Genomic DNA, 26,368 nt, shown 5'->3' on the forward strand with positions numbered 1-26,368 from the left:
GGGCGGCCATGACGGAGCGTCCGGGTGCCCGGCTCGCCCGCCGGCCCTTGCACTTCTTCCTCCTGCTCGACTGCTCGGGCTCGATGGCCTCGCGTGGGAAGATGACGGCGCTCAACACGGCCGTGCGCGAGGTGCTGCCACACCTGGCCGAGACGTCGTACGGCAACCCGCACGCCGAGGTGTCGGTGCGGGTGGTGGCGTTCTCGACCGGCGCCCACTGGCACGTCGAGGCGCCGACGCACCCCGACGAGCTGGTGTGGCGTGACCTCGAGGCCGGGGGCTACACCGACCTCGGCGCGGCCATCGACCTGCTCGGGACGGCCCTCACCGTTCCGCCCATGGAGGACCGCGCCCTCCCGCCCGCCGTCGTCCTGGTCTCCGACGGGATGCCGACCGACGACTTCGAGTCGGCGATGGCGCGGCTGCTGACGCTGCCGTGGGGGGCTCGGGCGGTGCGGATGGCGGTGGCGATCGGCCAGGACGCCGACTACGGGACGCTGGCCGCCTTCATCGCCGACCCCGCGCTGGAGCCTGTCACCGCGTCGAACCCCGAGCAGCTCCTGATGGCGCTGCGCTGGGCCACGGTGCACGTTGCCCGTGCCGCCTCGTCGCTCGCACCCGCCGCCCCTCCGCCCGTGCACGTCACCGCCTGGTCGGCCGATTCCGGTGAGGAGACGGTGTGGTGAGCGGCGCGGCGACCACGGGGACCAGCGCCTGGCGAGCCGTCAGCGCCTCACGGCGCGGGTCCGCCCACGGCGAGGGCGTGCCCAACCAGGACGCCGTCCAGGTCCGGCGCGTCGCCGGCGCGCACGGCGACGTCTGGGTGGTCGCCGTCGCCGACGGCCACGGTGGCGCCCGCTACGTACGCTCCGACGTCGGCGCCCGGACGGCCGTGGACGTCGCGGTCCGGCAGGTGGCCGAGGCGCTGTCCGACCGGGACGATCCCCCCGCCGTCCTGCGCGAGGTCGTGCCTCGCATCGTCGAGGAGTGGCGGACGCAGGTCGCCGCCGATGCCCGTGATCGTCCGCTCACCGACGACGAGCGCGCTCGTGGCAGCGACGGGAGCGCGACGGCGTACGGCGCCACCCTGCTCGTCGCGGTCGTCGGCGGGCACGGGGTGGCCGTCGCACAGGTCGGTGACGGCGACGCCCTCGTGCGCAGCCACGGCTTCGCCACCCGGCCGGTCCCCGGCGACGACCGGCTCGTCGCCGGCGAGACCACCAGCATGTGCCTGGAGTCCGCCGTCGACGACTTCCGGTACGCCGTGGTGCCCGACAGCGCGGAGCCCGACCTGGTGCTGCTCTCGACCGACGGCTACGGCAACTCCTTCGCCCAGGCCGACTGGTGGCACGGCCTCGTCGACGACCTGGCCGACTTCGTGGTCCGGTCCGGCTTCGACCGCGTCGCCGACGAGCTGCCCGGGTGGCTGGAGGAGTCGGCGCGCGTGGGTGGGGACGACGTGTCGGCGGTGCTGCTGGTGCGCGACTCCCTCTCCGACGACCGTGTGGCGACCCCGCCGCGCACGCGCGAGCTCTCCACGGTCCCGGACGAGGCATTGCCTGCAACCGCTGCGCCGCCCGGGCGACGGCGACGCGCCGGCCTCGTCGCCGTCATCGCTGCGGCGGCCGCGGTGCTCGGCGTCGTGGCCACGCTGTTCCTGCTCGGTCCCGGGCGATCGGAGGCACCCCCCGTCGAGCCCGCCGAACCGACCACGTCGGTGACGTCCACCACGCCCGACGGGACGCCCACGGTCGAGGGGACCGGTAGATCCGACCAGGGCCGCAAGAAGGACACGCGCCCCGACGGGCCGAAGGACACGCAGAAGAAGGACGGGAAGGGCGGCGACACGGGCAAGGACGAGCCGGCGAGGCCGCTCTCCGGCCAGGAGTGAGAGGTCCGCCGTGACCTCAGCGACGCCTCAGCGCCCCACGACACAGTCATCCCACCGCCGGATCCGGCGGACCAACCAGGCACATCACACACGGAGGTAGGAACCATGGCACGCATCGGTGGAGAGCTCGAGCAACTGGTCACCCTGCGCGGCGTCTTCGACCGCGAAGCGGGATCGGTCGACGAGCTGACGCGCAGCATCCGGGGCCAGCTGGCCTCGACGACGTGGGAGGGCCCGGCCGCGGACCGCTTCCGCCAGATGTGGGACGGCGAGTTCGAGCCGAGCCTCTCCAAGCTCCGCACGGCCCTCCAGGACGCCGCGATGGAGGTCTCGCGCCGCCGCGAGGCACTGATGCAGGCAGGCAGCTGAGATGTACCTCGCGCCCGGTGACCCCGCGAGCATGCGGGCGGCCGCCGCCCAGCTCCGCCTCCGCGCGGAGACGCTGGGCCGGGTCGCGAGCAACGTCGACTGCGACGTGGCCGCGCTCACCTACGTGGGCCCGGCCGCCGACCGCTTCCGGGAGGCGATCGCCACCAGCAGCTCCAGCCTGCACTCGATGTCGGCGCGGATGGTCAACGTCGCCGACACCCTCACCCGCCAGGCGGCCGTGGTGGAGGAGCAGCAGCTCCTCCAGGCCGCCCGGCTCCAAGCAGACCAGGGGATGTACTGACATGGACGAGCACATCTGGACCACGACGTCGCGGATCTCGGTGTCCGGCCCGGCGGGCTGGGCTCCGGTGGAGCAGCTCGAGGTCCCGCACGCGAGCGGTCGGGCGTTCGTGCGGGTGGAGCGGTACCACGTGACGCCGGACGCCGACATCGACTCCCTGGCGGCGCTGCACGCGGCCAGGACGGCGGTCGAGGGCGGGACCGACTCCGGGACCGGCCCGCACGAGGTGCTGGGCTCTGCCGACGGCCGCCGCCGGACGGTCACCTGGTCCGACGGGGACGGTCGGTTGCAGGCCGTCGTCGACTACGCCCTCGACCGGGGTCGCCTGGTGGTCGTCACCACCGTGACCCCGGTCGACGATCCCGCCCTCACCGACGCAGCCACAGGAGTCGTGGCATCGGTCCGCATCAGCGAGCCGGTGCACATGCCCGAGGACCAGCTGCCCCTCCGTCCCGGCCGGGTGGACCTCGGCGAGGTCGCCCGCACCTGGCGCGAAGGCACTCGGCCCGAGCCCGGCGAGGAGCACGTGATCACGACCGAGGAGTCGTTCGGCGCCGCGAAGCACTTCGGCGTCGCGATGCTCCCCGGGGCCGACACGAGTCGGTGGGACCAGCTCGACATGGCGCAGCGCGACCTCGCGGCCGCGGTGGCCTGGCACAGCCTCGAAGCGCGTGGGGCGACCGGCGACACCGATCTCAGGGAGGCGCTGGAGCTGGCCGCCAGCCACGACCTCATCGTGATGGTCACCGAGCGTCGTGGCGAGGAGTCGAGCACGCAGTGGTTCGCGGCCCGGCCCGACCGCATGGTCCGGCTCCGCCCCGCGGGCACCGGCCGCATCACCCTGACCACGCACCCCACCGCCGACCTGGCCGACCTCGTCCTCACGAGCACCGCTCAGGACGCCGAGGTCAGCGCGTCAGCCGTCTACCGGGCCGACGGCCACGTCGTCGGTGACGAGACCTCGTGGCACGGGGACGACGCGCCCGACGGCGTACGTGAGGCGCTCGGCCGCCTGGTCACGCAGGTCCATGCCGGTGGTGCGTCGTGAGCGCCGTCTTCCTCGACCCCGTCGCGATGGACGCGACGGCAGGTGCGATCAGTGAGCACGCCAGGGAGGTCGACGCGGCCATCGGCGACCTGCAGACCGCGTGCGACGCCGAGGTGCCGCCGTCCCTGGCCGGCTGGCTCACCGAGGAGCTGCGCGACATCACCCTCCACGCCCGCCTGGCGCAGCTGCTCTACGTCGTCGCCGCACTCGAGACCGCCCTCCGCGCCGAGCAGATCCGGGCCGACCAGTCGCTTGCCGCCGCGATCTCCGCGATGGGTGCTCCTGTCGCAGCGTTCTCGGCGGGCGGGGTCGTGCTCGGGGCTCCGAGCGGCTCGTCGTACGTGGGGCCGTCTGCGCCGGCGACCGGGTTCGTGCTCGACATGGACCCCGCCTTCACCCCGTCAGGCAACGGCTACCTGCTCAACAACGTTCCGACCTACCACCCGGTGACCCCCGGCACCTACTCGGGCGGGGTCTCGCCGAGCGGGAACAACCGGATCGTCGAGGAGCAGGCCACGACGCTCCAGCTCATCGGCATGGAGGCCAAGAGCTGGTCCGCACTCAACCGGTCGATGTCCCGATTCTGACCTGAGGGGAGGAGAGACACATGAGCACCATCTACCTCGACCCCGTCGCGATGGACGCGACCGCAGGTGCGATCGGCGAGCACGCCAGGGAGGTCGGCGCCGCCATCGGCGACCTCGAGAGCGCGTGCGACGCCGAGGTTCCGCCGTCCCTGGCCGGCTGGCTCGCCGAGGAGCTGCGCGACATCGTCGTCCACGCCCGCCTGGCGGAGCTGCTCTACGTCGTCGCCGCCCTCGACACCGCCCTCCGCGCCCAGCAGATCCAGGCCGACCAGTCGCTCGCGACGGCGTGGCCTCCCCTGGGGACCGCGGACGCCGGGGTCACCACGACGTACGACCTGGGCGCGGTCCTCGCGGGCTCGACGGTCGTGGGCGGCACTGGTCCGGCCTTCGTCAACGATTTCCCTGGCCTCGGCCCGACCACCGTCGGCGGCTTCTTCCTCGGCGCGAGCTCGCCGACGGGTGTGAGCATGCCGGGACTCTCCAGTGCCGCGTTCGCGGCGCAGAACCCGTTCATGGGCGCGGCGATCCTCGGCCCGTTCGGCGCGGGTGGCTTCGGAGCGGGGCCGTTGGACTTCGCCGGTGCCGTGGCGAACCGCGCGATCGCCAACATCCTGGCGCCCGACGGGCTCGACGTCGTCTCCCCCGGCATCTACGAGGACGAACGAGGACGACAGGGACGGCTCAGCCAGACGTACCGCGACCCGGTCACGAACCGTCTGGAGTTCTGAGGGAGGAGGACGGACAAATGAGCGCGATCTACCTCGACCCCGCCGCGATGGACGCCACCGCCGGCGCCGTCGCCGAGCACGCGCGCGAGGTCGACACGGCGATCAACGACCTCGAGAGCGCGTGCGCCGCCGAGGTGCCGCCCTCCCTGGCCGACTGGCTCGCCGACGAGCTGCACGACATCGCCGTCCACGCGCGACTGGCGGAGGTGCTCTACGTCGTCGCCGCCCTCGACACCGCCCTCCGCGCCCAGCAGATCCAGGCGGACCAGTCGCTCGCGACCGCGCTGCCAGCTCTGGACGCGCCGTCGCTGGGCGACGTGGTCACGTCGTACGACCCGGGTGTCCGCCTCGGCCCGGGGGTGGTCGTCGGGACGCGCCCGTGGGACACGTCGGTCACGTTCGTCGACCCCGGCCCTCTCGTCATGGGGAGCACTCCCTCCGTCGCCGTCGGGGCCGTCCCTGCGGGCCAGGGGGTCACGTTCATCGACCCCGGCCCGCTCGTGATCGAGACGTCGACTCCGGTGACGTCCGGGGCGCGACCCGATGACAGCCTCGTCGGACAGACATGGGCAGCGCCCTACTGGAACCATGCTGGGAACGTTGCCGACGCCACCTCGCCTGTTGGACTCATCTATCTCCAAGGGGGGACGTACGCCGACGCCCACGGGCGTGAGGGCTCGCTCGGCACGGCTCACACGAACCCGGTCACCGGACGCTTGGAGTTCACATGACCTTCCGCCCCGGAGCCCGCCTCGCCGGCCGGCCACTGCACTTCATCTTCCTGCTCGACGCGTCGGGCTCGATGTCCGTCGACGGCAAGATCGACGCGCTCAACCAGGCGATCCGTGACGCCCTCCCCCACCTGCGCGAGCTCGCGTCGCAGAACCCGTTCGTCGAGATCATGGTCCGGGCCGTGGCGTTCTCCGACGGTGCGCGCTGGCACATCGCAGATCCGTCACCGATCCACGACGTGTCCTGGCCGCCCGTCGTGGCCGGCGGCTACACCGACCTCGGGGCCGCCCTGGTGAAGGTGGCGGAGGTGCTGACCGTTCCCCCGATGGAGGCGCGGGCGTTCCCACCGGTCCTGGTGGTCGTCTCGGACGGACGGCCCACCGACGACTTCGAGGCGGGACTGGACCGGCTGATGGCCGAGCCGTGGGGGCGGCGCGCGGTGCGGCTGGCCATCGCCATCGGCGCCGACGCCGATCTCGACGTGCTCGCCCGCTTCATCGGGGACCCCGACATCCCGCCCTTCACCGCAAACGACCCCGAGCAGCTCGCCTATCTCGTCAGGTTCGTGTCCACCGCGGCGTCCCAGCTGGCGTCCTCGCCCGCGGGGGCCGAGTCGTCGCGCGTGATCCCCGCCCCCGACGTGCCCGTGGCCGCCGACGGAAGCCTGCTGGTGTGGTGACCGGCGAGGGCGCACCACGGCTGCGGGTCGAGATCGAGGCCTCGCGCCCCGGCGTGGCGGCACGTCGCCTCGCGGTCACCGCACCCGCCGAGGCGTCGACCGGCACCGTGCTCGACGTCCTCGGCGCCCACCTCGGCCTCGTCGGCGCCGCCGGGGCCGTCCAGGCGCGGTCCCTCATCAGCGGCGCCTGGCTCGACCGGTCCTCACCGATCGGTTTGACCGGCCTCCTGCGCGGAGAGCGGTTGAGCCTCGTGGTGGGACTGGCCCCCGGCGAGCCGCCTCGGCCGCTGACCCGGTGGCCGGGCTGGCGTACGGACACGACGGCGACCACCGACGGACGCATCCCTGTCAACCGCCCTCCCCGTACGGTGCGCCCCGAACCGGCCGCGACCGTCCACGTGCCGTCCCGCAACCGGGTGCGCAAGCCCCGGCGGTTCCCGCTGGCCGCCATGCTCGTCCCGCTCCTGATGGGCCTGGTGCTGGTCGTGTTCCTGCGCCGGTGGGAGATCGCGCTCTTCTCGCTGTTCTCCCCCGTCATGGTCGTGTGGAACCACCTCGAGGAGCGCCGCGCCCACCAGGACGAGGTGTCCGAGTTCGGCCGCTCGTACGACGACGCGGTCGCCGCCACCTTCGAGCAGGTCCGGGCGGCCACCGCCGACTGGACCGCGTGGATGCACAAGCACCATCCCGCGCCGGGTGAGGTGACCGACGTGGTGCGTACGGCCGGCGACCGCCTGTGGGAACGAGTTCCGGGGGACCCGGACTTCCTCCACGTCCGGCTCGGCACGGCGTCGCGCCGGGCGCCCGTGACCCTCCGTGACGACCAGGCCGGGGCCGGCCCGCGCACCGACCGGCCGGACTACGAGGCGGCCGCCGGCACCGAGGCGGTGCCTGCCCACGTCGACCTGGCGGCCGCCGGCGTGCTGGCGGTCCACGGCGACGACGGCGACCTCGACCGCGTCGGCGACTGGATCCTCGCGCAGGTCACCGCGCTGCACAGTCCTGCCGACGTGGTGGTGGCCGGGGCGCTGTCGGACGCGTCGACCCGCGAGTGGTGGCAGTGGCTCCCCCACCTCGCCACCGACCTGCTCCCCTGCTCGCCCGTGGCCGCCGACCGCCGCAGCGCCGATGCGCTCCTCGAGGCCGTCGCCGATCTCGGCGCCGCCCGGCGAGCGGCGCGCGACTCCCGGCGCCGTACGACCGGGTCCGGCGCGACGCTCCTCGTGGTGGTCGACGACCGGCTCGGCCCCGACCCGTCCCTGCTGCGGGCGGTGTGCGAGCACGTGGGCGAGGGGATCTGCGTGGTGTGGCTGGGGCGGGACGCCCGATCGGTGCCGACCAGCGCCCCTGTGGTGCTGGCTGTCGAGAAGGGAGGTGCCCGCGCCGAGCTGGTGGACCACACCGGCGGCAGCCGGCTCGACGTGACGCCGGACCGGGTCGGACACAGCACCGCCCTCGACCTCTCCACCTCCCTCGCGGCCCTGCGCGACGCCGCAGACGCCCGGCAGGCGCGGTCGCTTCCCGAGCGCCTGTCGCTCGAGGACCTCGTCCCCGACCTCGCGTCGCCGGCGGCCATACGGCGGCGGTGGGAGTCGGCGCCCGTCAACCGGCTCGTCGCCCGGCTCGGGGTCTCCACCGATGGCCCGGTGGAGCTCGACCTCGGTCCCGAGGGGTCGCACGCGCTGGTGGGCGGCACCACCGGCGCCGGCAAGAGCGAGCTGCTGCAGACGATGGTGGCGTCGCTGGCGGCGGAGTACCCGCCGAGTCGCGTCGGCTTCCTCCTGGTCGACTACAAGGGAGGCGCCGCCTTCAAGGACGCGCAACGGTTGCCGCACTGCGTCGGTGTCGTCACCGACCTCGACGAGCACCTGACCCGACGGGTCCTCCAGGCCCTGGACGCCGAGATCCGCCGACGCGAGGAGCTGCTGGCCGGCGCCGGCGCCCGTGACCTCACCGAGCTGCGCGCACACATCGGCGAGGAGGCCCCGGAGGACCTCCTCATCGTGGTCGACGAGTTCGCCACCCTCGCCAAGGAGATCCCCGAGTTCGTCGAGGGCGTGGTCGACATCGCTGCCCGTGGACGATCCCTCGGGCTCCGGCTGGTCCTGGCCACACAGCGGCCGGCCGGCGTGATCAACGACCGCATCCGCGCCAACGTCGGGGTGCGGGTGGCGTTGCGCCTCAACGACGAGGCCGACAGCCACGACGTCATCGGGCAGCCCGAGGCCGCCCACGTGCCACGCACCCTCCCCGGGCGTGCGTACCTGAAGGTCCACCGCCACGTCATCGAGCTCCAGAGCGCCTACGTGGGGGGCGAGGCCAGGACCGGTGTCGCGGCAGCCATCCAGGTGCACGACCTCGACGGCGCCGTCGCCGTCGCGACGGACCGCGACGAGGGCGGCACGACGGTCCTCGAAGCCGTGGTCGACGCCACCCTCAAGGTCGCCCAGCTCGGCCGATGGCGTCCCCCGCACGTCCCATGGCTGCCCCCCCTCCCCGCTGCCGTGCCTGCCGCGACCCTCAGCGCCCGGGCGCCGACGGGACCGTGGAGCGCCGTGCTCGGACTGGCCGACCTGCCCAGGAGGCAGTCCCAGCCCGTCGTCACCTTCGACCTGGCCAGGCACCAGGGCCTCCTGGTCTTCGGCACCTCCCGCAGTGGCAAGACCACCGCGCTCCGGACGCTTGCCGCAGGGATGGTCGAGGGCACGGGACCCGAGCACCTCCAGCTCTACGGGCTCGACTTCGCCGGCCACGGCCTCCACGTGCTGGAGGGCGCACCCCACTGCGGCGGCGTGGTGGGTCCGGACGACCCGGGCCGGGTGGACCGCCTCCTCAACCGGCTCGGTCGACTGGTCGAGGAGCGCAAGCGGGCCATGGCCTCGGCCGGGCTCACCGGGTTCGACGACCTCGCACGAGCGTGGGCGACCCCGGTGCCCCGGGTGGTCGTGCTGCTCGACGGGTACGGCGGGGCGGCGTCCGCACTCGAGCGCCTCGACGGCGGACGCCTGCTGAAGAAGCTCGAGCGACTCGTCGCCGACGGGCCGTCGGTGGGTGTGCACTTCCTCATCACCGCGGACCGCCGGGCGGCCGTGCCCAGCGCTCTCGTCAGCGTGCTCACCACCCGGCTCGTCCTCCGCATGGCAGAGCGGGAGGAGTACGCCTTGCTCGGCCTCGACAGCTCCGCCGTCCGCGCCGTACGGCTGCCCCCGGGCCGCGGCTTCATCCAGGGGTCCACCGAGGTGCAGGTCGCGGTGCTCGCCTCGGGAGACTCCGACGTCGAGCACCGGGCGATCCTCGACGTCGCCGAGCGCGCCCGCTCACGGTGGCCGGACCGCACCCCACCCCTCGCCCCCATGCCACCCAGCGTCGGCACCTGCGAGCTGCCCGACCCCGTCACCCCGTGGGTGCTCCCGTTCGCCATCGGGGACGCCGAGGTCGCGCCGGTCGCCCTGGACCTCTCCGACGCGCACGCACTGGTCGCCGGACCGCCGCGCAGCGGACGTACGACCGTGCTGGACGGGCTCGCCGTCGCGGCGCGGCGAGCCCCGTCCCCGGTCTCCCTCGTCCGCATCGCCTCACGCCGCCGCCACGACCCGGAGCCCCTGGCCTGGGACGTGGGACCCGTGGACGCCCACGACAGCGGCGAGCTCACCCGCGCCCTCGCGACGGTCTCCGCACTCGCCTCCCAGAGCCGGCCGGTCCTCTGCCTCGTGGACGACGCCGACGCCCTGCCCGACAGTGCCTCGTCCGCCCTCGCTGACCTGGCGCGTCGCGGCCGCGACGAGCTCGTGAGGGTGGTGGCCGCTGTCGACAACCGGTGGGCGGCGCGGGCGTACGGCGGGGTGGTGCCCGAGGTCAGGAAGTCCAAGCTGGGCGTGCTCCTCGCGCCGGAGGTCGAGCTCGACGGCGACCTCGTCGGCGTCCGGCTCCGCACGCCTCTCGAGCGGCTCGGCCCACCCGGGAGGGGGTATCTCGTCCAGCACGGGGTGACCGAGCTGGTCCAAGTCGCCCAATTTGATGACGACGGCGCGAACGATCGAGAGGGACCCTCGGCACCAGTGGGAGCACTCGGGACCTAGCCACAACACAGCCGCCGTCGAGGTGGGAGGAGTGCCCTGATGGGTGAGGTTCCGGAGTCCCCACGCGCGGCTGCGGTTCGCCGCCAGCTCATCGACCTGGTGCGGAGCCAGGGCCCCGGTCTCCTCGACGACAGCAGGCGCGTCCGCGCCATGCTCGCGGACGCCGTGGCCGGGGCGACCGCCGAGGCCAACCTGATCGCCCTGGCGCTCGCCTCGGGAGTGCCCGCGCGACTCCGCGACGCCGAGCGGGATCCACGTGGCCCGGCATCGGCGATGGATGCGATCGCCCAGGACCTCCATCGTGGCAGCTCGGTGCAGCCCGCCGACGCCATCTGGGCCGTGGAGTCGATCGCCGCCTCCCTCGGGATGCTGACCATGTCCGCCGCACCGTCCCGGGCCGGCGCCCAGGCGGCGAACCCCCCGAGCCCGGCGCCCGCGCCTGGGTCGGGGCCGGGACCGAACGACCTGGTGATCCGGGTGGGCGAGCGACAGCACGTCGCGCCGGCGAGCACGGTGGTCACCATCGGGCGCGACCCCGACTGCACGATCACCGTGGACAGCCCGGCAGTGAGCCGCCTGCACGCCCGGGTCTCGTACGGTCCGGGTGGGTGGGAGCTCCACGACGAGGGCTCGACCCAGGGCAGCTTCGTCAACGGGGTCGCTGTCACCACGGCCGCCCTGCGCGGCGACACCACCGTGACCCTCGGCCAGGGTGAGCACGCCGTCGTCGTCCGGTTCGCCCCGTTCGGTGAGGCGATGACCCGTGCCCCGCAGCGACCCCGGCCTGCACAGGCGACCGAGCTCCCCGGTGCGCGACCCGGCGGCGCACTGGCCGGGGGCGCACCTGCCACCGAGCTCGGCGGGGGCGGTCCCGCGGGTCCGCCGCTGACGGTCACCCTCAACGGCACGACCCGCACGCTGCGTCCCGGCAGCAGTCTGACGATCGGCCGCGAGGACGACAACGACCTCGTCGCGCCACAGACCACCGTGTCGCGACACCACGCCCGCATCGAGCACGCAGGCGGTGCCTGGCGCCTGAACGACCTCGGATCGACCTCCGGCACCTGGCTCAACGGCACACGGCTCACCGCGCCCGCGACGCTGTCGGGGCGCCAGGACTTCGTCCTCGGCGATGCGGGCAGCGGTGACCGTCTCCGCACCGAGACGGCACGCAACGGCTCGGAGGGCGTACGTCCGACCGGGCGCACCGCGGTCCGGACCGTCGGCAGCCGGCGCCGGCTCGCGGTCGCAGGTGCCGTCGCGCTCGTGCTCGCGCTGGTGGTCAGCGGGCTGGGCCTGTGGTGGTTCCTCGGAGGCACGCCGGAACCGGAGGGTCCCGACCCCGCGCCCGCGCCCGAGGCCGTGACCGTCTCGCGCGACGACCTCGCCCGCGCGACGGTCCAGCTGTCCACCGACAGCGGGCGTGGCTCCGGCGTGGTGATCGACAGCGAGCAGGGACTGATCCTCACCAACGCACACGTGGCAGCCCCGTCCGCGCCGGGTCTCGGGGTGTTCCTCGGCGAGTTCTCCGACGACCAGGACCCCAACCCGGACGAGATCCGCGTCGACGTCTCCGACGGCCTCGACGAGTCCGCCGAGCCGCGCTTCTGGGCCGAGCTCGTCGCGGTCGACGGCTACCTCGACGTCGCAGTGATCCGGGTCCGCAGCAAGCTCTCCGGAGCCCCGGCCGAGGAGGACGACCTCGACCAGCTGACGGAGGTCCCGCTCGGCGACTCCGACGAGCTCGGCACCTCCGACGAGATCTCGTTCTACGGCTACCCGGCGGCGAGCGAGTCGTCCGCTCCGACCTTCACCACCGGGGTGGTGTCCGGCCCGGTCCAGGACGAGCGGCTCGACCAGTTCCGGGCCGTCATCAACACCACGGCCGACCTGTCGCCGGGCAACTCCGGAGGACCGGCCGTGGACGAGTCGGGGCACGTCGTCGGAGTCGCCACGTGGCGCACCTTCAACGACCGCGGGGAGACCGCCTTCTCCCGGATCCGCCCCATCAACCTGGCGAAGCCGGTGATCGACGCCGCCCTGGCCGGGGAGACGTACCGGTCGCCGTGGGCCCGGCGCGGACCTCGATCGGCGAGGATGCCGTTCTGGGACTACGGGGCGCCTGGGACCCGGGGCGCCGTCGACGAGGAATGTCGCGACGCCGGTCCCGGGGCCTCCCCGACCACCATCAACATGGACTACAAGGGCTTCCCTCGCGGGGAGAGGCACACCGACGTGATGGCCACGCTCTCCGTCCCGTCGGGTGGGGACTGGGTCCCGGTGGCCTGGAGCTCCTCGCCCTACCCGACCAGGCTGCCACCCAAGGGCTGCTTGTCGCTCACGTTCAGCGAGGACGTCGTCCCCGGCACCTACCGGCTGCGGATCGGGGTGGGTGGCGACCTGCGGGTCGTGATCGACATGGCCGACTTCACCATCGAGTGAGCGAGGGCGACATGGGCACCGAGGGGGACGGTCGGGTCAGGGTCGAGCTGCTCGGGCCGTTGCAGGTCACGGTCGACGGCCGGCTCGTGGCGGCGGGCGGCCCGAAGCTGCGTGCCATCTCGGCCGTGCTCGGGCTGGCCGGCGGTCGGGTGGTCAGTGTCGACGAGCTCCTCGCTGCCGTGTGGGGCGAGGACCTACCGGCCACCGCTCGCAACACGCTGCAGTACCACGTGGGTGTCCTCCGCAAGACGCTCGCGGCCCAGGGCGCGGCGAGCTGCCTCACCACCCGCGACCCCGGCTACAGCCTGCGGGCGGACACCGACGTCGCGGAGTTCAAGGCGTACGTCGCGGCCGGCTCGCGTGGCGCCGCGCTGGGCGACCACACGACGGCTGCCGAGCAGTACGCCGCCGCGCTGTCGCTCTGGCGTGGCAGGGCGCTCGCGGACCTGTGGCAGTTCCCCTTCGCCGAGGCGCGGGCCGTCGCACTCGAGAGCTGTCGGCTGACCTGTGCAGAGGCGTGGTCGGACGCGGAGCTCGCCCTCGGTCGCTCCGAGGACCTCATCTCCCCGTTGCAGGACCTGATCGCCGAGAACCCGACCCGCGAGCGCCTGTGGGAGCAGCTGATGGTGGCGCTCTACCGCACCGGTCGCCAGGACGCGGCACTGTCGTCCTACCGCACTGCCCGGAAGGTGCTCGACGACGAGCTCGGCGTGGCACCGTCGGCACGGCTGAACCGCGTCCACGAGGCGGTGCTGCGCCAGGAGTCGTGGTTGTGGCCCGACCGGGCCGTGCCGGCCGGGGGCGGCCACACGATGGTCCCCACCCGGCTCGTCACGTCCGAGCCCCAGGACGCGCCGCCGACCCTCGTCGCTCACGGAGGGCAGCGGATCGTGCTCGCAGGATCCCCCGTGGTGCTCGGGCGCCAGTCCGACTGCGACCTGGTCCTCCAGGACGACCAGGCCTCCCGCCGCCACGCCCAGGTGGAGCCCGGGCCGCACGGATTCGTCCTGGTCGACCTCGGGTCGACGAACGGCACGCTGCTCAACGGTCGGCCCATCGCGGGACCGGAGTCGCTGGAGCCCGGCGACCGGATCCTCGTCGGCGACACCGTGGTGCGTTTCATCGGCGCCGGCTGACCTACTAGCCGAAGGTCAACGTGATCGACTTCCTCGTCAGGGTGCGGGTGAACTGCGTGCTGCCGCTCACGACGGGATAGCTGCCACCGCCCAGCACGAGCCGTCCGCCCTTCAGCCCCGCCGGGACCTCGAAGACCGCGTCGACGCCGCCGTCGCTCTCGTCCAGGTCGCGCGCCTCGTACGTCGTGCCGTCGCCGGCGACGAACACCATCTCGCGGGCTTCGAAGGCGTTCTCGACGCCGGCGTAGGAGCCGAGGGGGATGGTGTAGGACGACCTCACCTTGAGGAAGGCCTTGCGCGGGGAGCTCGGGCGGGCGTCGTCGTGGAACCAGATCAGCTCCGCGCGCGACACCGTGACGACGCGCGGCACGCTCACGCGGTCGACGCCGTCGTAGCTGAACGGGGTGCTCGTGCGCTCGGTCATGGTGAATCGCGCCCCCACGCGGTCCAGGCGGCCGCTGCGTGCCAGCACGGCGATGTTGCCCCGGCCCGGCTTGGCGTCGAGCAGCGAGAGCGTCTGCGTCAGGCCGTCAGCGCGCATCACGAGGTCCACCTCGCGAGCGTCGGCCGGAACGGCCACGACGAAGGTGTCTCTGCTCGCGGCCGTCGGGAGGGCCTGCCGCACACCGTCGACGGACACCTTCAGCCCGAGCTGGTCCCAGGGTCGGCACTTCTCCGAGCCGCACGCCCACCTCGCCAGCCGGAACGCCACCAGGCGCCCGCCCTCGGGCGCGGACCGCTCGACGCCGTCCACGACGACGGTGTCGACGTCGCCGAGCCGGGCGACGCGTACGCCTCCGGTTCGTCCGGCCATCGCCAGCACCTTCTCGACGCCCGGTGCCTCGACGTCAGGCGCCGCCAGCACGAGGCCGGGGTCGGCCGGAGCCGGCTCCGGCTCCGGCACCGGCTGGGGCTCGTCTGTCTCGCCGGACGCACCGGTATCCGAGACGCCGGCGCCCTTCGGCGGCTCTCGATCCTTCTCGCCACCGGTGAGCGCCACCGCCGTGGCCACGCCGCCGGCCATCAGCACCAGCACGGCTCCGGCCACAGCGAGGGCGCGCCCGGACGGGCGGCGACGTGCCGGCGGGGTCGGGCGTACGGGGCCGGACGTCTCGAGCGGCGGGAGGACGGTGGCGTCCTTCGCGGGGACGGGGGGCGCCATGGTGACGTCGGGCTCGGGCGGCGGTGTCGCTGCCGGGGGAGGGCGGTGGGCTCGGGCGCCTGGGGCATGGTGGCGGGCTCGGGTGCTGGGGGCATGGTGGCGGGCGGCTTGATCGTGGCGGCCGGCAGGTGCGTGGCCCACGTCCTGACCGCCCACGCGGCCGGCGCCGGGGCCAGGCCCCACTCGGCGAGCCGGGTCGTGAGGTCCGGCAGGACGTCGTCGAGGTTCTCCCGCCCGGCGTCGAGCAGGTCGGTGACGACTCCCTCCTCGACGGCGAGCACCACGGCGTCGACGGCGGCCCGGTGCTCGTCGGCCTCCGCCCCCAGGACGTCGTTCAGGCTGCCCCGGAGCCGCCGAGCACTCGCGGCTACGTCCCAGCCGTGGTCGCGGAGCACCTCGCCGAGCGCCCGTGCCACTGCCTCGTCGGACCTGCCTGCCACGGCTCCTCCTCGCACGCGTCATCGTCGTGGTGCAGGTGACCACGGCTCGCTGAGGTCGCGCTGAGGGTGCGTCAGTCGCCGAGCGCGGCACCCAGCTCGGCGCGCGACGGCGGGTCCGCGCCCGGTCGCGAGACGTTGATCGCGGCACCGATGGCGGCGGTTGTCACGGCCCCGAGGACGTCGCGGTCCGACAGGGCGCGCAGCGCGTCGCCCGCCTCCGTCCCGTGCACGTCGAGGGAGATGAGCGCGTCGACCAGCACGCCGCTGAAGGTGTCGCCGGCGCCGACCGTGTCGGCGACCGTGACGGGCACGCCGGGCACCTCGAGCGTGGTCCCGCCCGGGCGTACGGCGACGGCGCCGGCACCACCGCGGGTGACCACGACGAGCCCGGGACCGGCGGCCGCCCAGCGGGTCGCGGTGGCGACCGGGTCGTGGTCGGGGTGCAGCCAGGCGAGGTCCTCGTCGCTCACCTTGACCACGTCGGCGAGGGCGACGAGCTCCTCGACGCGGGCGACCGGGCCCGTTCGGTCGGGGGTGATGGCGGGCCGGGCGTTGGGGTCGAGCGACAGCAGCGCGCGTCCCCTGTGCGCCTCGAACGCGGCCAGCACGGCGTCGGCGCCCGGGTCGAGCACGGTGGCGATCGAGCCGACGTGCAGCACCTCGCACGGCTCGTCGGGCACCGCGGGGAGGTGCCAGTCGAGGTCGAAGACGTAGCTCGCGGCGCCCGACTCGTCGAGCGTCACGACCGCGCTGGACGTGCGACCCGAGCCGGTGGGCCCGGCGAGGACGACCACGTTGCTCGCCTCGAGCCAGGCACGCACGGCGGCACCGCGCGCGTCGTCGCCGAGCAGGGTCACCAGGCGTACGTCGCGCTCGAGCCGGCCGAGGGCGATGGCGACGTTGGCGGGGCTGCCGCCGGGGTGGTCCCGGGGCTGCCCGTCGGGACCGGGGACGACGTCGACGAGCGCCTCGCCGACCACGAGGACCCGGGGCTGCCCCGGCACGGTGGGGGTCATGGCCCCATCATGCCGGGGCGGACCAGCCCTGCGACAGGTTCACCGCGCTGGCGAGGCCGGGCGCCAGCGGCAGTCGCGGCAGCAGCGTCGCCTGCACCGCGTGGTAGAGGTCCGGCTTGCCCGGCCAGACGCTCGCGCGCGGACGGTTGGCGGGGTCGAGCTCGTGGTGCCACGACCCCCGCTCGAGGTCGAGGAGGTGCTCGGCGGCGTACGCCCACCACGCGGCGTAGCGGCGTGCGTAGGCGTCCTCACCCGTACGCCGGTGCAGCGCCGCCGCGGCTGCGATCCCCTCGGCGGCGACCCAGTGCATCCGCTGGCGCACGACGGGCGTGCCGTCCCAGTCGGTGGTGTAGACGAAGCCGGGAGCGCCGTCGGCGTGCCAGCCGTCGGCGACGGCGCGGTCGAACAGCAGCCGCGAGGTGTCGAGCAGCCCGGCGGGTGCGTCGGCGCCGAGAGTCGCCTCGACGTGGAGCAGCAGACGTGACCACTCCAGACCGTGGCCGACGGTCGCGCCGTACGGCTTGAACGGGTCGTCGGGGCGGTCGCGGTTGAGCTGGAGGTCGACCGACCAGTCGGGCCCGAAGTGCTCGGGAAGCCTCCCGTCGTGCGCCGCCGCGAGGTCGACGACCAGGCCGGCCAGGCGGCCGGCCCGCCGGTGCCAGCCCGGGTCACCGGTGGCGTCGCCGACCGCGAGCATCGCCTCGACGGAGTGCATCGTGGAGTTGAGGCCGCGGTAGGGGGTGGGCTCGGTCCAGCCGCGGTCCCACTCGTCGACGACCCGGCCGAGGTCCTCGTCCCAGAAGTGACGCTCGAAGACCGCCGTCGCGTCGGCGAGCAGGTCGTCGGCGCCGGGCAGCCCGGCGACGGTCGCCGTGGAGGCGGCCAGCATCACGAAGGCGTGGTCGTAGCAGGACTTGCCGGTGCCCTCAGGCTCCCCGTCGGCACCGATCGCGCCGAACCAGCCGCCGTGCTCGCCGTCGCGGACGGTCGTCCGCAGCCCGTCGAGCGCCGCGGTCGCCACCGGCGCGCAGCCCTCGACCCCCAGCAGCGAGCCGAGGCCGTACACGTGCACCGTGCGGCTGGTGATCCAGGTGTGCACGGGGCGGGAGAGGTCGGGAGCGCCGTCGTCGTCGAGCCAGGCCGCGCCGCCGAGCGGGTGGGCGATCCGACGGCCGAAGTCGAGCAGGCGGCGGCACTCGGCGTCGAGCCACGCGTCGTCGGGCGGGGCGTCGGAGAAGCTCTGGTCGCTCACACGGTGAGTCAAATGCACGAGACCCCCGCCTGTCGACGGGGGTCTCGCGACTGGACTGCGTCCAGTGGCAGGTAGAGGATTCGAACCTCTGTAGGCAATGCCGGCTGATTTACAGTCAGCTCCCTTTGGCCGCTCGGGCAACCTGCCGGGCCGTGCGGAACAATAGCAAGGCACTGACTTCTCTACGAATCGCCGGGGCACCCCCAGAAGGACCCCACAAGGAGGCACACCATGGCTGACTCGAGCTTCGACATCGTGAGCAAGCTGGACCGCCAGGAGGTCGACAACGCGCTCAGCCAGGCGGCCCGCGAGATCGCCACCCGCTTCGACTTCAAGGGCACTGGCGCGTCGATCGAGTGGAAGGGCGAGAAGGCCATCGAGATCACCGCCTCCGCCGAGGACCGCGCCAGCGCCGTGCTCAGCGTCTTCCAGGACAAGCTGATCAAGCGCAACCAGAGCCTGAAGATCCTCGACGCCTCCGAGCCGCGCCAGTCCGGCCAGGTCGCCAAGATCGACATCGCGCTCAAGGAGGGCATCACCTCCGAGGACGCCAAGAAGATCTCCAAGCTGATCCGCGACGAGGGCCCCAAGGGCGTCAAGGCGCAGGTGCAGGGCGAGGAGCTGCGCGTCTCCTCGAAGAAGCGCGACGACCTCCAGGCCGTCCAGCAGCTGGTGAAGTCGCAGGACTACGACTTCGCGGTGCAGTTCACCAACTACCGCTGACTGCGGCCAGCTCACCCACGAGCACCTCGACCGCACGCACCGGGTCGGCGGGCAGCGTCCGCGCCCCGACCTCGGCGGCGGTCTGCTCGTCGGCGCCCCGCCCGGCGGCGTACACCGGGTGGTCGGCGGCGAGCTTGCGCAGCGCGGAGGCGTGGGCGGTGAACATCGTCGGCCGGGTCGCAGCGAGCACCACCGCGTCGGCGCCGGTGCGGCGGGCGGCGGTGAGCACCGCCGGGATCGGGGTGTCCGCGCCGAGGAAGCGCACCCGTACGCCGCGCTCGCGCAGCATCAGCGCCACGCAGAGCAGCACCATGTCGTGCCGCTCCCCCGGTGGGCACGCGAGCAGCACGACAGGTGCGAGCGCCGGCGTCCCGTCCTCCGCCCGCGGCGGCACCGCGGCGAGGGCGCTGAGCTTGCGCCGGAGCATGTCGCTGACGAAGTGCTCGTGGGCGACCGAGAGCGTGCCCGCCTCCCACCGGTCGCCGACCTCCTGGAGGAAGGGCAGCACGACGCCGGTGACCGCCCCGGACAGCGGTACGTCCCACAGGAGCCGGGCGATCGCGATCTCCGCCGCCTCCGCGTCGAAGGTGTCGACGGCTGCCCAGAGCTCGTCGGAGGTCGTCGTGATCGTCACAGGCGCACGCTAGCCCGCATCGCGGGTGGGCGCGGCGTTCTGGGAGAGCGGTCCGGAGGTCAGACGGCCGCCGCCATGCGCGGGACCACCGTCGCTCCCGCCGCAGGGGTGAGCCACACCGTGCTGCCCTCCTCGAGCCGCTGGGAACGGGCGTGGGCACGGGTGACCACCACCGACACCTCGTCGCCGTCCACCGTGAGCACGGTGAGCCGGACCTCGAAGCCGATGCGGACGAGCCGGGAGACAGTGCCCTCGACGCTGCCGGCGAGCGACGGCGCGGTCTCCAGCTCGATGTCGTGCGGCCGGAGCGACAGTCCGCCGAGGTGGGTGACCTCGCCGAGGAACGACATCACGAAGTCGTTGGCCGGCTCGTCGTAGAGCTGGTCGGGCGTGCCGACCTGCTCCACGCGCCCCTCGTTGATCACGACGATCTCGTCGGCGACCTCGAGGGCCTCCTCCTGGTCGTGGGTGACGAAGACGGTCGTGACGTGCACGTCGTCGTGGAGGCGACGCAGCCAGTCGCGCAGCTCCTTGCGCACCTTGGCGTCGAGGGCCCCGAAGGGCTCGTCGAGGAGCAGCACGCTCGGCTCCACGGCGAGGGCTCGTGCGAGCGCCATGCGCTGGCGCTGGCCGCCGGAGAGCTGGGACGGCAGCCGGTGGGCGAACTGCGAGAGGTGCACCAGCTCGAGCAGCTCGCGGACGCGGTGCTCGATCTCCTCCTTGGGCCGCTTGCGGATCTCCAGGCCGAACGCGACGTTCTTGGCGACGGTCATGTGCTTGAAGACCGCGTAGTGCTGGAAGACGAAGCCGACGTTGCGCTTCTGCGCCGGCAGGTGGGTGGCCTCGACGCCCTCGATGCTGACCGAGCCGGTGTCGGCCTTCTCCAGTCCCGCGATGATGCGGAGCAGGGTCGACTTGCCGCCGCCACTCGGGCCCAGCAGGGCGGTGAGCTGGCCGGTCGGGATGGTGACGTCGACGTCGTCCAGTGCGACGAAGTCGGCGCGCCGCCCTGAGCCCGTCGAAGGGAACAACTTGTTAAGGCCTCGGACCTCGATGCTCATGACTGACCTTTCAGGGGTGGTTCTTGGGACGGATGATGGCGACGATGACGATGCAGGCGACCGACACCATCGCGAGCAGGAAGGCGGTGGCGTAGGCGCCCTGCTGGTCGAAGTTGAGGTACTTCTCCTCGACCGCCAGGGTCGCCGTACGGGTCTGGCCGAGCACGTTGCCCGAGACGACCTTCACCGCCCCGAACTCGCCGAGCGATCGCGCCAGCGTCAGCACGACGCCGTACGTGATGCCCCACTTGATGGAGGGCAGGGTGATCCGCCAGAAGCGCTGGAGCCCGTTGGCGCCGAGGCTCTGGGCCGCCTGCTCCTGCTCGATGCCGATCTCCTCGAGCACCGGCACGACCTCGCGGATCATCAGCGGGAGCGCGACGAAGGTCGTGGCCATGATGATGCCCGGCGTCGAGAAGATGACATCGAATCCCCAGCCGGCGAGCGTGGGCCCGAACCAGCCGTTGCGGCCGCCGTAGACCAGCACCAGGGCGAGGCCGACCACGATCGGCGAGACCGAGAGCGGGATGTCGAGCAAGGCGTTGAGCGCCCGCTTTCCCGGGAACTCGTAGCGGACGAGCAGCAGGGACATGCCGACGCCGAAGATCGCGTTGATGACGACCGACCACACGGCGACGTACGCGCTCAGCTGCAGCGCGACGACCATGTCGGGGTCCTCGAACAGGGCGCGGATCGAACCGAAGCCGTCGTCGAAGGTGTTGATCGCCACCAGCGACACCGGCCACGCCACCAGGAAGAACAGGTAGGCGGTGACGATGAACCGGAGCAGGTACGTCACCGGCGTCTTGCGGACCCGCGGCGGCCGACGGCGCTCCTCGACGGGCGGCGCCTCGGCGGTCGGGTGGATCAGCGTGTCAGCCACGTGCGGCCACCCGCCTCTGGATCAGGTCCAGGACGACGATCACCGCGAGCGAGATGGCCAGCAGCACCGTCGCGACTGCTCCGGCCGCCGCGACGTTGTCGTTCTCGATGCTGCTCAGGATCCGCACGGAGGTGACCTCGGTCTTGAACGGGAGGTTGCCCGAGAGCAGGACCAACGAGCCGTACTCGCTGACGCCGCGAGCGAAGGACAGGGCCGCGCCGGCGGTGATGGCCGGCGTGAGGCTGGGCAGGATGATGCGGCGGAAGGTGGTGAACCGGCTCGCGCCCAGCGACGCCGCTGCCTCCTCGACGTCGATGTCCAGCTCCTCGAGCACCGGCTGGACCATGCGTACGACGAACGGCAGCGTGACGAAGAGGAACGCGAGGAACACGGCCGGCCTCTCGTTGGCGATGTCGATGCCCAGCGGGCTGTCCGCGTTGCCGTAGAGGGACAGCAGCACCAGGCCGGCGACGATGGTCGGCAGCGCGAAGGGGATGTCGATCATCACCTCGAGCACCGACTTGCCCCAGAACCGGTCGCGGACCAGGACCCACGCGATGAGCGGGCCCATCACGACGTTGACGGCCGTGACGCCGGCGGCGGTGAAGACGGTGAGCTTGATGGCGGCGGCGGTCTGGCCGTTGGTGATGGTCGCCCAGAAGACGTCCCACCCGCCGTCGATGGCGGTGACGACGACGGCCGCCAAGGGGATCAGGACCAGCGCGCTGAACCAGATCATGGCGATGCCGAGCCCGAGCCCCGACGACCGCGTGAGCGTGGAGCGCGGACCCGACCGGCGAGGAGTCCTCGCCGGTCGGACCGCTGCGATCTCAGTTGAGGTCATGGTGTGGAGTGGTGGGACAGGTCACTCGAGGGAGAGACCGGCGCCGGTGATGGCCTCGAAGATCAGGCCGTCCTCCTCGTCGAAGAACTTCGTCGACACCTCGTCCCAGCCGCCGAAGTCCTCGTCGACCGTCAGCAGCGTCCCGACCTCGGGGAACGGGTTGGACGGGTCGGCCGCACCCTCGACCGTGCCGCCGAAGTCGACGTCGTCGCGGATCGGGCGGAAGCCGGTGAGCGCGAACTGCTTCTGGCCCTCGTCGGAGAGGACGAAGTCCAGCCAGGCCTGCGACGGCTCGGAGGCATCCTCGAGGATGGCGCCGGCGTTCTCGATGAGGAGCGTGGTGTCCGGCAGGACGTACTCGAAGCCCTCGTCGTTCTGCGCGGCGAGGATCGCCTCGTTCTCGTAGGCCATCAGTACGTCACCGGTGCCGCCGAGGAAGGCGGTGGTGGCGTCGCGACCGCTGCTCGGCAGCGACACGACGTTCTTGAAGAACTTGTCGACGTACTCGGTCGCCTCCTCCTCCGTGCCACCGTCGCTGATCACCTGGCCGTAGGCCGCGAGCGCGTTCCAGCGCGCCGCGCCGGAGGACGCGGGGTTGGGGGTGACGATCTCGACACCCGGCTTCACCAGGTCGGCCCAGGTCTTGATGTTCTTGGGGTTGCCGTCGCGGACACCGAAGACCACGACGGAGCGCGAGACGACGCCCTTGTTCTCACCGGCGTCCCAGTCGTCGGCCACGAGACCCTCGTCGACGAGACGGGTCACGTCGGTGGGCACCGAGAAGTGGACGTAGTCGGCCTTCAGCCCCGCGGCGACGGCGCGGCTCTGGTCGCCCGACGGGCCGTAGGAGGTCTGGAACTCCACACCCTCGCCCTCGGGGGTCTTGGTGAACTCGGCGGCGATGTTCTTGTTGGCGGCCTCGGGGACGGCGAAGCCGACGATGCTGATGGTCTCGGCCGCGTCGGAGTCACTGCTGCTGGCACCACCGGGCGCGCAGGCCGACAGGGCCAGTGCTCCGACGAGTGCGGCCGCGAGAGCGGCACGTGAACGGATCTGCATGGGGGGATCTCGACTTTCTGGATCGGTCTGTGCAATGTCGAGCAACATACATGACTTTATAGACGACAGTGACATTGACCGCGGTTCGGTCGCGTGTCGTGGATCACGCCCCTGCGTGAGCACCCGGCAGGAGGCGTCCATCACGTGGGGAGCGGGGTCCCGAGGCCCGCCGCGCGGCTAGTGTTGGTGGTTGGGAGAGGACTCTCGAGACACGTAGGAAGCAGGGCAAGAGGTGACCCAACCCGTCAAGCAGGTCAAGCAGCTCGACCGCGTCATCATCCGGTTCGCGGGCGACTCCGGCGACGGCATGCAGCTCACCGGTGACCGGTTCACCCAGGAGACCGCGGCCTTCGGCAACGACCTGGTGACGCTGCCCAACTTCCCCGCCGAGATCCGCGCCCCGCAGGGCACGTTGCCCGGCGTCTCGTCCTTCCAGGTGCACTTCGCCGACCACGACATCCTCACCGCGGGCGACGCCCCCGACGTGCTCGTCGCGATGAACCCGGCGGCGCTGCGCGCCAACCTCGGCGACCTGCACAAGGGCGCCACCATCATCGTCGACACCCACGACTTCACCGCGCGGAACCTGACGAAGGCCGGCTACACCGAGAGCCCGCTCGACGGCGACAGCCTCAGCGAGTACGCCCTGCACACCGTGGACCTCACCGGCATGACCGTCGAGGCGGTCAAGGAGTTCGGCCTCTCCCGCAAGGACGCGTCGCGGGCCAAGAACATGTTCGCCCTCGGACTGCTGTCCTGGATGTACGGGCGCCCCACCGACCCGACGACCGCCTTCCTGTCCAAGCGGTTCGCGAAGGTGCCCGACATCCGCGACGCCAACCTGGCGGCCTTCAAGGCCGGCTGGAACTTCGGCGAGACGACCGAGGCCTTCGCGGTCCAGTACGAGATCAAGCCGGCCGTCATGCCCCCCGGCACCTACCGCAACATCACCGGCAACCTCGCGCTGGCGTACGGCCTCGTCGCCGGCGGCGTGCAGTCCGGCCTCCCGGTGTTCCTCGGGACCTACCCGATCACCCCGGCCTCCGACATCCTCCACGAGCTGTCGAGGCACAAGTCGTTCGGCGTGATGACCTTCCAGGCGGAGGACGAGATCGCCGGCGTGGGTGCCGCGATCGGCGCGTCGTACGCCGGCCACCTCGGCGTGACGTCCACGTCGGGTCCGGGCGTGGCGCTGAAGTCCGAGGCGATCGGCCTCGCGGTGATGACCGAGCTCCCGCTCGTCGTCATCGACGTCCAGCGGGGAGGGCCATCGACCGGCCTGCCCACCAAGACCGAGCAGGCCGACCTGCTCCAGGCGATGTTCGGCCGCAACGGCGAGGCGCCGGTGCCGATCGTCGCGCCCCAGTCGCCGGGCGACTGCTTCGCCGCCGCCGTCGAGGCCACCCGGATCGCGGTCACCTACCGCACGCCGGTCCTGCTGCTGTCGGACGGCTACCTCGCCAACGGCTCCGAGCCGTGGCGGGTGCCGACGATCGACGAGCTGCCGGTCATCGACCCGGCCTTCGCCACGGAGAAGAACCACGGCTCTGGCGACGACGCTGAGTTCTGGCCCTACCTGCGCGACGACACGACCCTCGCACGTCCGTGGGCGATCCCGGGCACCCCCGGCCTCGAGCACCGCATCGGCGGCCTCGAGAAGGGCGACGGGCACGGCAACATCTCCTACGACCCGGCCAACCACGACTTCATGGTCCGTACCCGTCAGGCCAAGGTGGACCGGATCGCCGAGTCGATCCCGCTCGTCGAGGTCGACGACCCGTCCGGCGAGGCGAAGGTCCTCGTGCTGGGCTGGGGGTCGACCTACGGCCCGATCGGCGCCGGCGTACGCCGCGTGCGCAAGGCCGGCTACCACGTGGCGCAGGCGCACCTGCGCCACCTCAACCCGTTCCCGAGCAACCTCGGCGAGGTCCTCAAGGGCTACGACAAGGTGCTCGTGCCCGAGATGAACCTCGGCCAGCTCTCCCTGCTGCTGCGCGCGAAGTACCTCGTCGACGCCGTCGGCTACAACCACGTCCGCGGACTGCCCCTCAAGGCCACCGAGCTCGCCCACGCCATCGGCGAGCTGGTCGGACAGGCCGAGGGCATCGACGTCGAGCTCGGCGTGTGGGGCGAGCCCACCCAGAAGGAGCACATCTGATGAGCATCCCGACCGACCTGGGCCTGCCGGGCGTGCGTTCCGGCACCGAGGGCGTCCCGACCCTGCCCGAGGGAGCCCCGGCGCAGACCGGCAAGGACTTCACCTCCGACCAGGAGGTCCGCTGGTGCCCCGGGTGCGGTGACTACGCCGTGCTCAAGGCCGTCCAGTCCTTCCTGCCCGACCTCGGGCTGCGCCGCGAGAACATCGTCTTCGTCTCCGGCATCGGCTGCTCGTCGCGGTTCCCCTACTACCTCGACACCTACGGCATGCACTCGATCCACGGCCGTGCGCCGTCCATCGCGACCGGCATCGCCACGGCTCGCGAGGACCTCTCGGTGTGGGTGGTCACCGGTGACGGCGACGCGCTGTCGATCGGCGGCAACCACCTGATCCACGCGCTGCGGCGCAACGTCAACATGACGATCCTGCTCTTCAACAACCGGATCTACGGGCTCACCAAGGGCCAGTACTCCCCCACGTCGGAGACCGGCAAGGTCACCAAGTCGACGCCGATGGGCTCGCTCGACCACCCGTTCAACCCGGTGTCGCTCGCGCTCGGCGCCGAGGCCTCGTTCGTGGCTCGCACCATCGACTCCGACCGCAAGCACCTCACCGGCGTGCTCGCCGCGGCCGCGGCCCACCGAGGAACGTCGCTGGTGGAGATCTACCAGAACTGCCCGATCTTCAACGACGGCGCGTTCGACGCGATCAAGTCGCCCGAGACCAAGGCTGACGCGATCATCCCGCTCGTGCACGGGGAGCCCGTCACCTTCGGCACCGCCCTCGAGGACGGGCGTGGCGCCAAGGCGCTGGTGCGCGACACCGCGACGGGTGGCGTGAAGGTCGTCGCGACCGCCGACGTCGCGGCCGCGGACATCCTCGTCCACGACGCGCACAACCCCGACCCGTCCAACGCGTTCGCGATCTCACGCCTCACCGCGGCGGACTACCTCGACCAGTCGCCGATCGGGATCTTCCGCCAGGTCGAGCGCCCGACGTACGACGACGCCGCGCGCGAGCAGGTGACGGCCTCCGCCCCGGCACCCTCCGCCCCTGGAGATGACGACACCGCCGACCGCGCCGCACGACTGGCGGCGCTGATCGGCGGTGGCGACACCTGGACGGTCATCTGACCGCCCAGGTG

At 72.6% G+C, this 26,368-nt stretch carries 23 protein-coding genes and 1 tRNA gene; 15 read left to right on the forward strand and 9 right to left on the reverse strand.

What is annotated here, in order from left to right:
* Nucleotides 1–8 precede the first annotated feature (8 nt).
* From EXE59_RS00710 to EXE59_RS00765, 12 genes are all read left to right on the forward strand, one after another.
* Nucleotides 9–686: a vWA domain-containing protein gene (locus EXE59_RS00710; protein WP_135837187.1), complete on the forward strand. Its 678-nt coding sequence runs from the start codon at nucleotides 9–11 to the stop codon at nucleotides 684–686.
* On the forward strand, nucleotides 683–1,891 hold the full coding sequence (locus EXE59_RS00715; protein ID WP_168218346.1) for a PP2C family serine/threonine-protein phosphatase: 1,209 nt from the start codon (nucleotides 683–685) through the stop codon (nucleotides 1,889–1,891). Before EXE59_RS00710 ends, EXE59_RS00715 begins: the two co-directional genes overlap by 4 nt.
* 105 nt (nucleotides 1,892–1,996) lie before the next feature.
* On the forward strand, nucleotides 1,997–2,260 hold the full coding sequence (locus tag EXE59_RS00720) for a WXG100 family type VII secretion target (protein WP_129456180.1): 264 nt from the start codon (nucleotides 1,997–1,999) through the stop codon (nucleotides 2,258–2,260).
* Nucleotide 2,261: 1 nt separating this feature from the next.
* Nucleotides 2,262–2,561 carry a hypothetical protein gene (locus EXE59_RS00725; protein ID WP_129456179.1) on the forward strand — a complete coding sequence of 100 codons (300 nt, stop codon included), beginning with the start codon at nucleotides 2,262–2,264 and terminating at the stop codon, nucleotides 2,559–2,561.
* 1 nt (nucleotide 2,562) lies between these two features.
* The gene (locus EXE59_RS00730) at nucleotides 2,563–3,609 is read left to right on the forward strand and encodes a hypothetical protein (protein ID WP_135837189.1); all 1,047 of its coding nucleotides are present in this window, start codon (nucleotides 2,563–2,565) and stop codon (nucleotides 3,607–3,609) included.
* Entirely contained in the window at nucleotides 3,606–4,196 is a 591-nt protein-coding gene (locus EXE59_RS00735; protein ID WP_135837190.1) for a hypothetical protein, read from the forward strand. The genes EXE59_RS00730 and EXE59_RS00735 overlap by 4 nt, the downstream gene beginning before the upstream one ends.
* Nucleotides 4,197–4,216: 20 nt before the next feature.
* Entirely contained in the window at nucleotides 4,217–4,924 is a 708-nt protein-coding gene (locus EXE59_RS00740; RefSeq protein ID WP_135837191.1) for a hypothetical protein, read from the forward strand.
* Between the two features lie 17 nt (nucleotides 4,925–4,941).
* Nucleotides 4,942–5,655: a hypothetical protein gene (locus tag EXE59_RS00745; RefSeq protein WP_135837192.1), complete on the forward strand. Its 714-nt coding sequence runs from the start codon at nucleotides 4,942–4,944 to the stop codon at nucleotides 5,653–5,655.
* Nucleotides 5,652–6,335, forward strand: coding sequence for a vWA domain-containing protein (locus EXE59_RS00750; RefSeq protein ID WP_135837193.1), 684 nt, complete (start codon nucleotides 5,652–5,654; stop codon nucleotides 6,333–6,335). Before EXE59_RS00745 ends, EXE59_RS00750 begins: the two co-directional genes overlap by 4 nt.
* Nucleotides 6,329–10,414 (forward strand): FtsK/SpoIIIE domain-containing protein, encoded by a 4,086-nt coding sequence (locus EXE59_RS00755; RefSeq protein WP_135837194.1) that lies wholly within the window; start codon nucleotides 6,329–6,331, stop codon nucleotides 10,412–10,414. Before EXE59_RS00750 ends, EXE59_RS00755 begins: the two co-directional genes overlap by 7 nt.
* Before the next feature lie 39 nt (nucleotides 10,415–10,453).
* Nucleotides 10,454–12,856 (forward strand): FHA domain-containing protein, encoded by a 2,403-nt coding sequence (locus tag EXE59_RS00760; protein ID WP_135837195.1) that lies wholly within the window; start codon nucleotides 10,454–10,456, stop codon nucleotides 12,854–12,856.
* On the forward strand, nucleotides 12,853–13,992 hold the full coding sequence (locus EXE59_RS00765) for a BTAD domain-containing putative transcriptional regulator (protein WP_168218347.1): 1,140 nt from the start codon (nucleotides 12,853–12,855) through the stop codon (nucleotides 13,990–13,992). The genes EXE59_RS00760 and EXE59_RS00765 overlap by 4 nt, the downstream gene beginning before the upstream one ends.
* 4 nt (nucleotides 13,993–13,996) lie before the next feature.
* Here EXE59_RS00765 and EXE59_RS00770 read toward each other — a convergent pair whose 3' ends face one another.
* The 4 genes from EXE59_RS00770 to EXE59_RS00790 all read right to left on the reverse strand — a co-directional run bounded on the left by EXE59_RS00770 (nucleotide 13,997) and on the right by EXE59_RS00790 (nucleotide 18,009).
* Entirely contained in the window at nucleotides 13,997–15,154 is a 1,158-nt protein-coding gene (locus EXE59_RS00770; RefSeq protein ID WP_168218348.1) for a hypothetical protein, read from the reverse strand.
* A 511-nt stretch (nucleotides 15,155–15,665) separates the two neighbouring features.
* Nucleotides 15,666–16,610 (reverse strand): carbohydrate kinase family protein, encoded by a 945-nt coding sequence (locus EXE59_RS00780; RefSeq protein ID WP_135837199.1) that lies wholly within the window; start codon nucleotides 16,608–16,610, stop codon nucleotides 15,666–15,668.
* 7 nt (nucleotides 16,611–16,617) lie between these two features.
* Entirely contained in the window at nucleotides 16,618–17,862 is a 1,245-nt protein-coding gene (locus tag EXE59_RS00785; RefSeq protein WP_168218349.1) for an AGE family epimerase/isomerase, read from the reverse strand.
* A 65-nt stretch (nucleotides 17,863–17,927) separates the two neighbouring features.
* Nucleotides 17,928–18,009 (reverse strand) — tRNA-Tyr (locus EXE59_RS00790).
* An 84-nt stretch (nucleotides 18,010–18,093) separates the two neighbouring features.
* Here EXE59_RS00790 and EXE59_RS00795 point away from each other — a divergent pair.
* Nucleotides 18,094–18,585 (forward strand): YajQ family cyclic di-GMP-binding protein, encoded by a 492-nt coding sequence (locus tag EXE59_RS00795; protein ID WP_135837200.1) that lies wholly within the window; start codon nucleotides 18,094–18,096, stop codon nucleotides 18,583–18,585.
* Here the strand turns inward: EXE59_RS00795 and EXE59_RS00800 are convergent.
* The 5 genes from EXE59_RS00800 to EXE59_RS00820 are packed head-to-tail and all read right to left on the reverse strand — an operon-like array spanning nucleotide 18,569 to nucleotide 23,066.
* Nucleotides 18,569–19,219, reverse strand: coding sequence for a cobalamin B12-binding domain-containing protein (locus EXE59_RS00800; RefSeq protein ID WP_135837201.1), 651 nt, complete (start codon nucleotides 19,217–19,219; stop codon nucleotides 18,569–18,571). The genes EXE59_RS00795 and EXE59_RS00800 overlap by 17 nt on opposite strands.
* A gap of 59 nt (nucleotides 19,220–19,278) precedes the next feature.
* Nucleotides 19,279–20,280 (reverse strand): sulfate/molybdate ABC transporter ATP-binding protein, encoded by a 1,002-nt coding sequence (locus EXE59_RS00805; protein WP_135837202.1) that lies wholly within the window; start codon nucleotides 20,278–20,280, stop codon nucleotides 19,279–19,281.
* Nucleotides 20,281–20,290: 10 nt separating this feature from the next.
* Nucleotides 20,291–21,163 carry a sulfate ABC transporter permease gene (locus EXE59_RS00810; protein WP_135837203.1) on the reverse strand — a complete coding sequence of 291 codons (873 nt, stop codon included), beginning with the start codon at nucleotides 21,161–21,163 and terminating at the stop codon, nucleotides 20,291–20,293.
* A complete protein-coding gene (gene cysT / locus EXE59_RS00815; RefSeq protein ID WP_135837204.1) occupies nucleotides 21,156–22,007 on the reverse strand; it encodes a sulfate ABC transporter permease subunit CysT in 852 nt (283 codons plus the stop codon). The genes EXE59_RS00810 and cysT overlap by 8 nt, the downstream gene beginning before the upstream one ends.
* Before the next feature lie 21 nt (nucleotides 22,008–22,028).
* A complete protein-coding gene (locus EXE59_RS00820) occupies nucleotides 22,029–23,066 on the reverse strand; it encodes a sulfate ABC transporter substrate-binding protein (protein ID WP_135837205.1) in 1,038 nt (345 codons plus the stop codon).
* 232 nt (nucleotides 23,067–23,298) lie between these two features.
* On the opposite strand from EXE59_RS00820, the gene EXE59_RS00825 reads away from it, so the two are divergent.
* Together EXE59_RS00825 and EXE59_RS00830 are read left to right on the forward strand one after the other, a co-directional pair.
* A complete protein-coding gene (locus EXE59_RS00825; RefSeq protein ID WP_210428839.1) occupies nucleotides 23,299–25,224 on the forward strand; it encodes a 2-oxoacid:acceptor oxidoreductase subunit alpha in 1,926 nt (641 codons plus the stop codon).
* The gene (locus tag EXE59_RS00830) at nucleotides 25,224–26,357 is read left to right on the forward strand and encodes a 2-oxoacid:ferredoxin oxidoreductase subunit beta (RefSeq protein WP_135837206.1); all 1,134 of its coding nucleotides are present in this window, start codon (nucleotides 25,224–25,226) and stop codon (nucleotides 26,355–26,357) included. Before EXE59_RS00825 ends, EXE59_RS00830 begins: the two co-directional genes overlap by 1 nt.
* The last annotated feature ends 11 nt before the right edge of the window (nucleotides 26,358–26,368 follow it).

Source organism: Nocardioides eburneiflavus (assembly GCF_004785795.1).
Classification (GTDB): Bacteria; Actinomycetota; Actinomycetes; order Propionibacteriales; family Nocardioidaceae; genus Nocardioides; species Nocardioides eburneiflavus.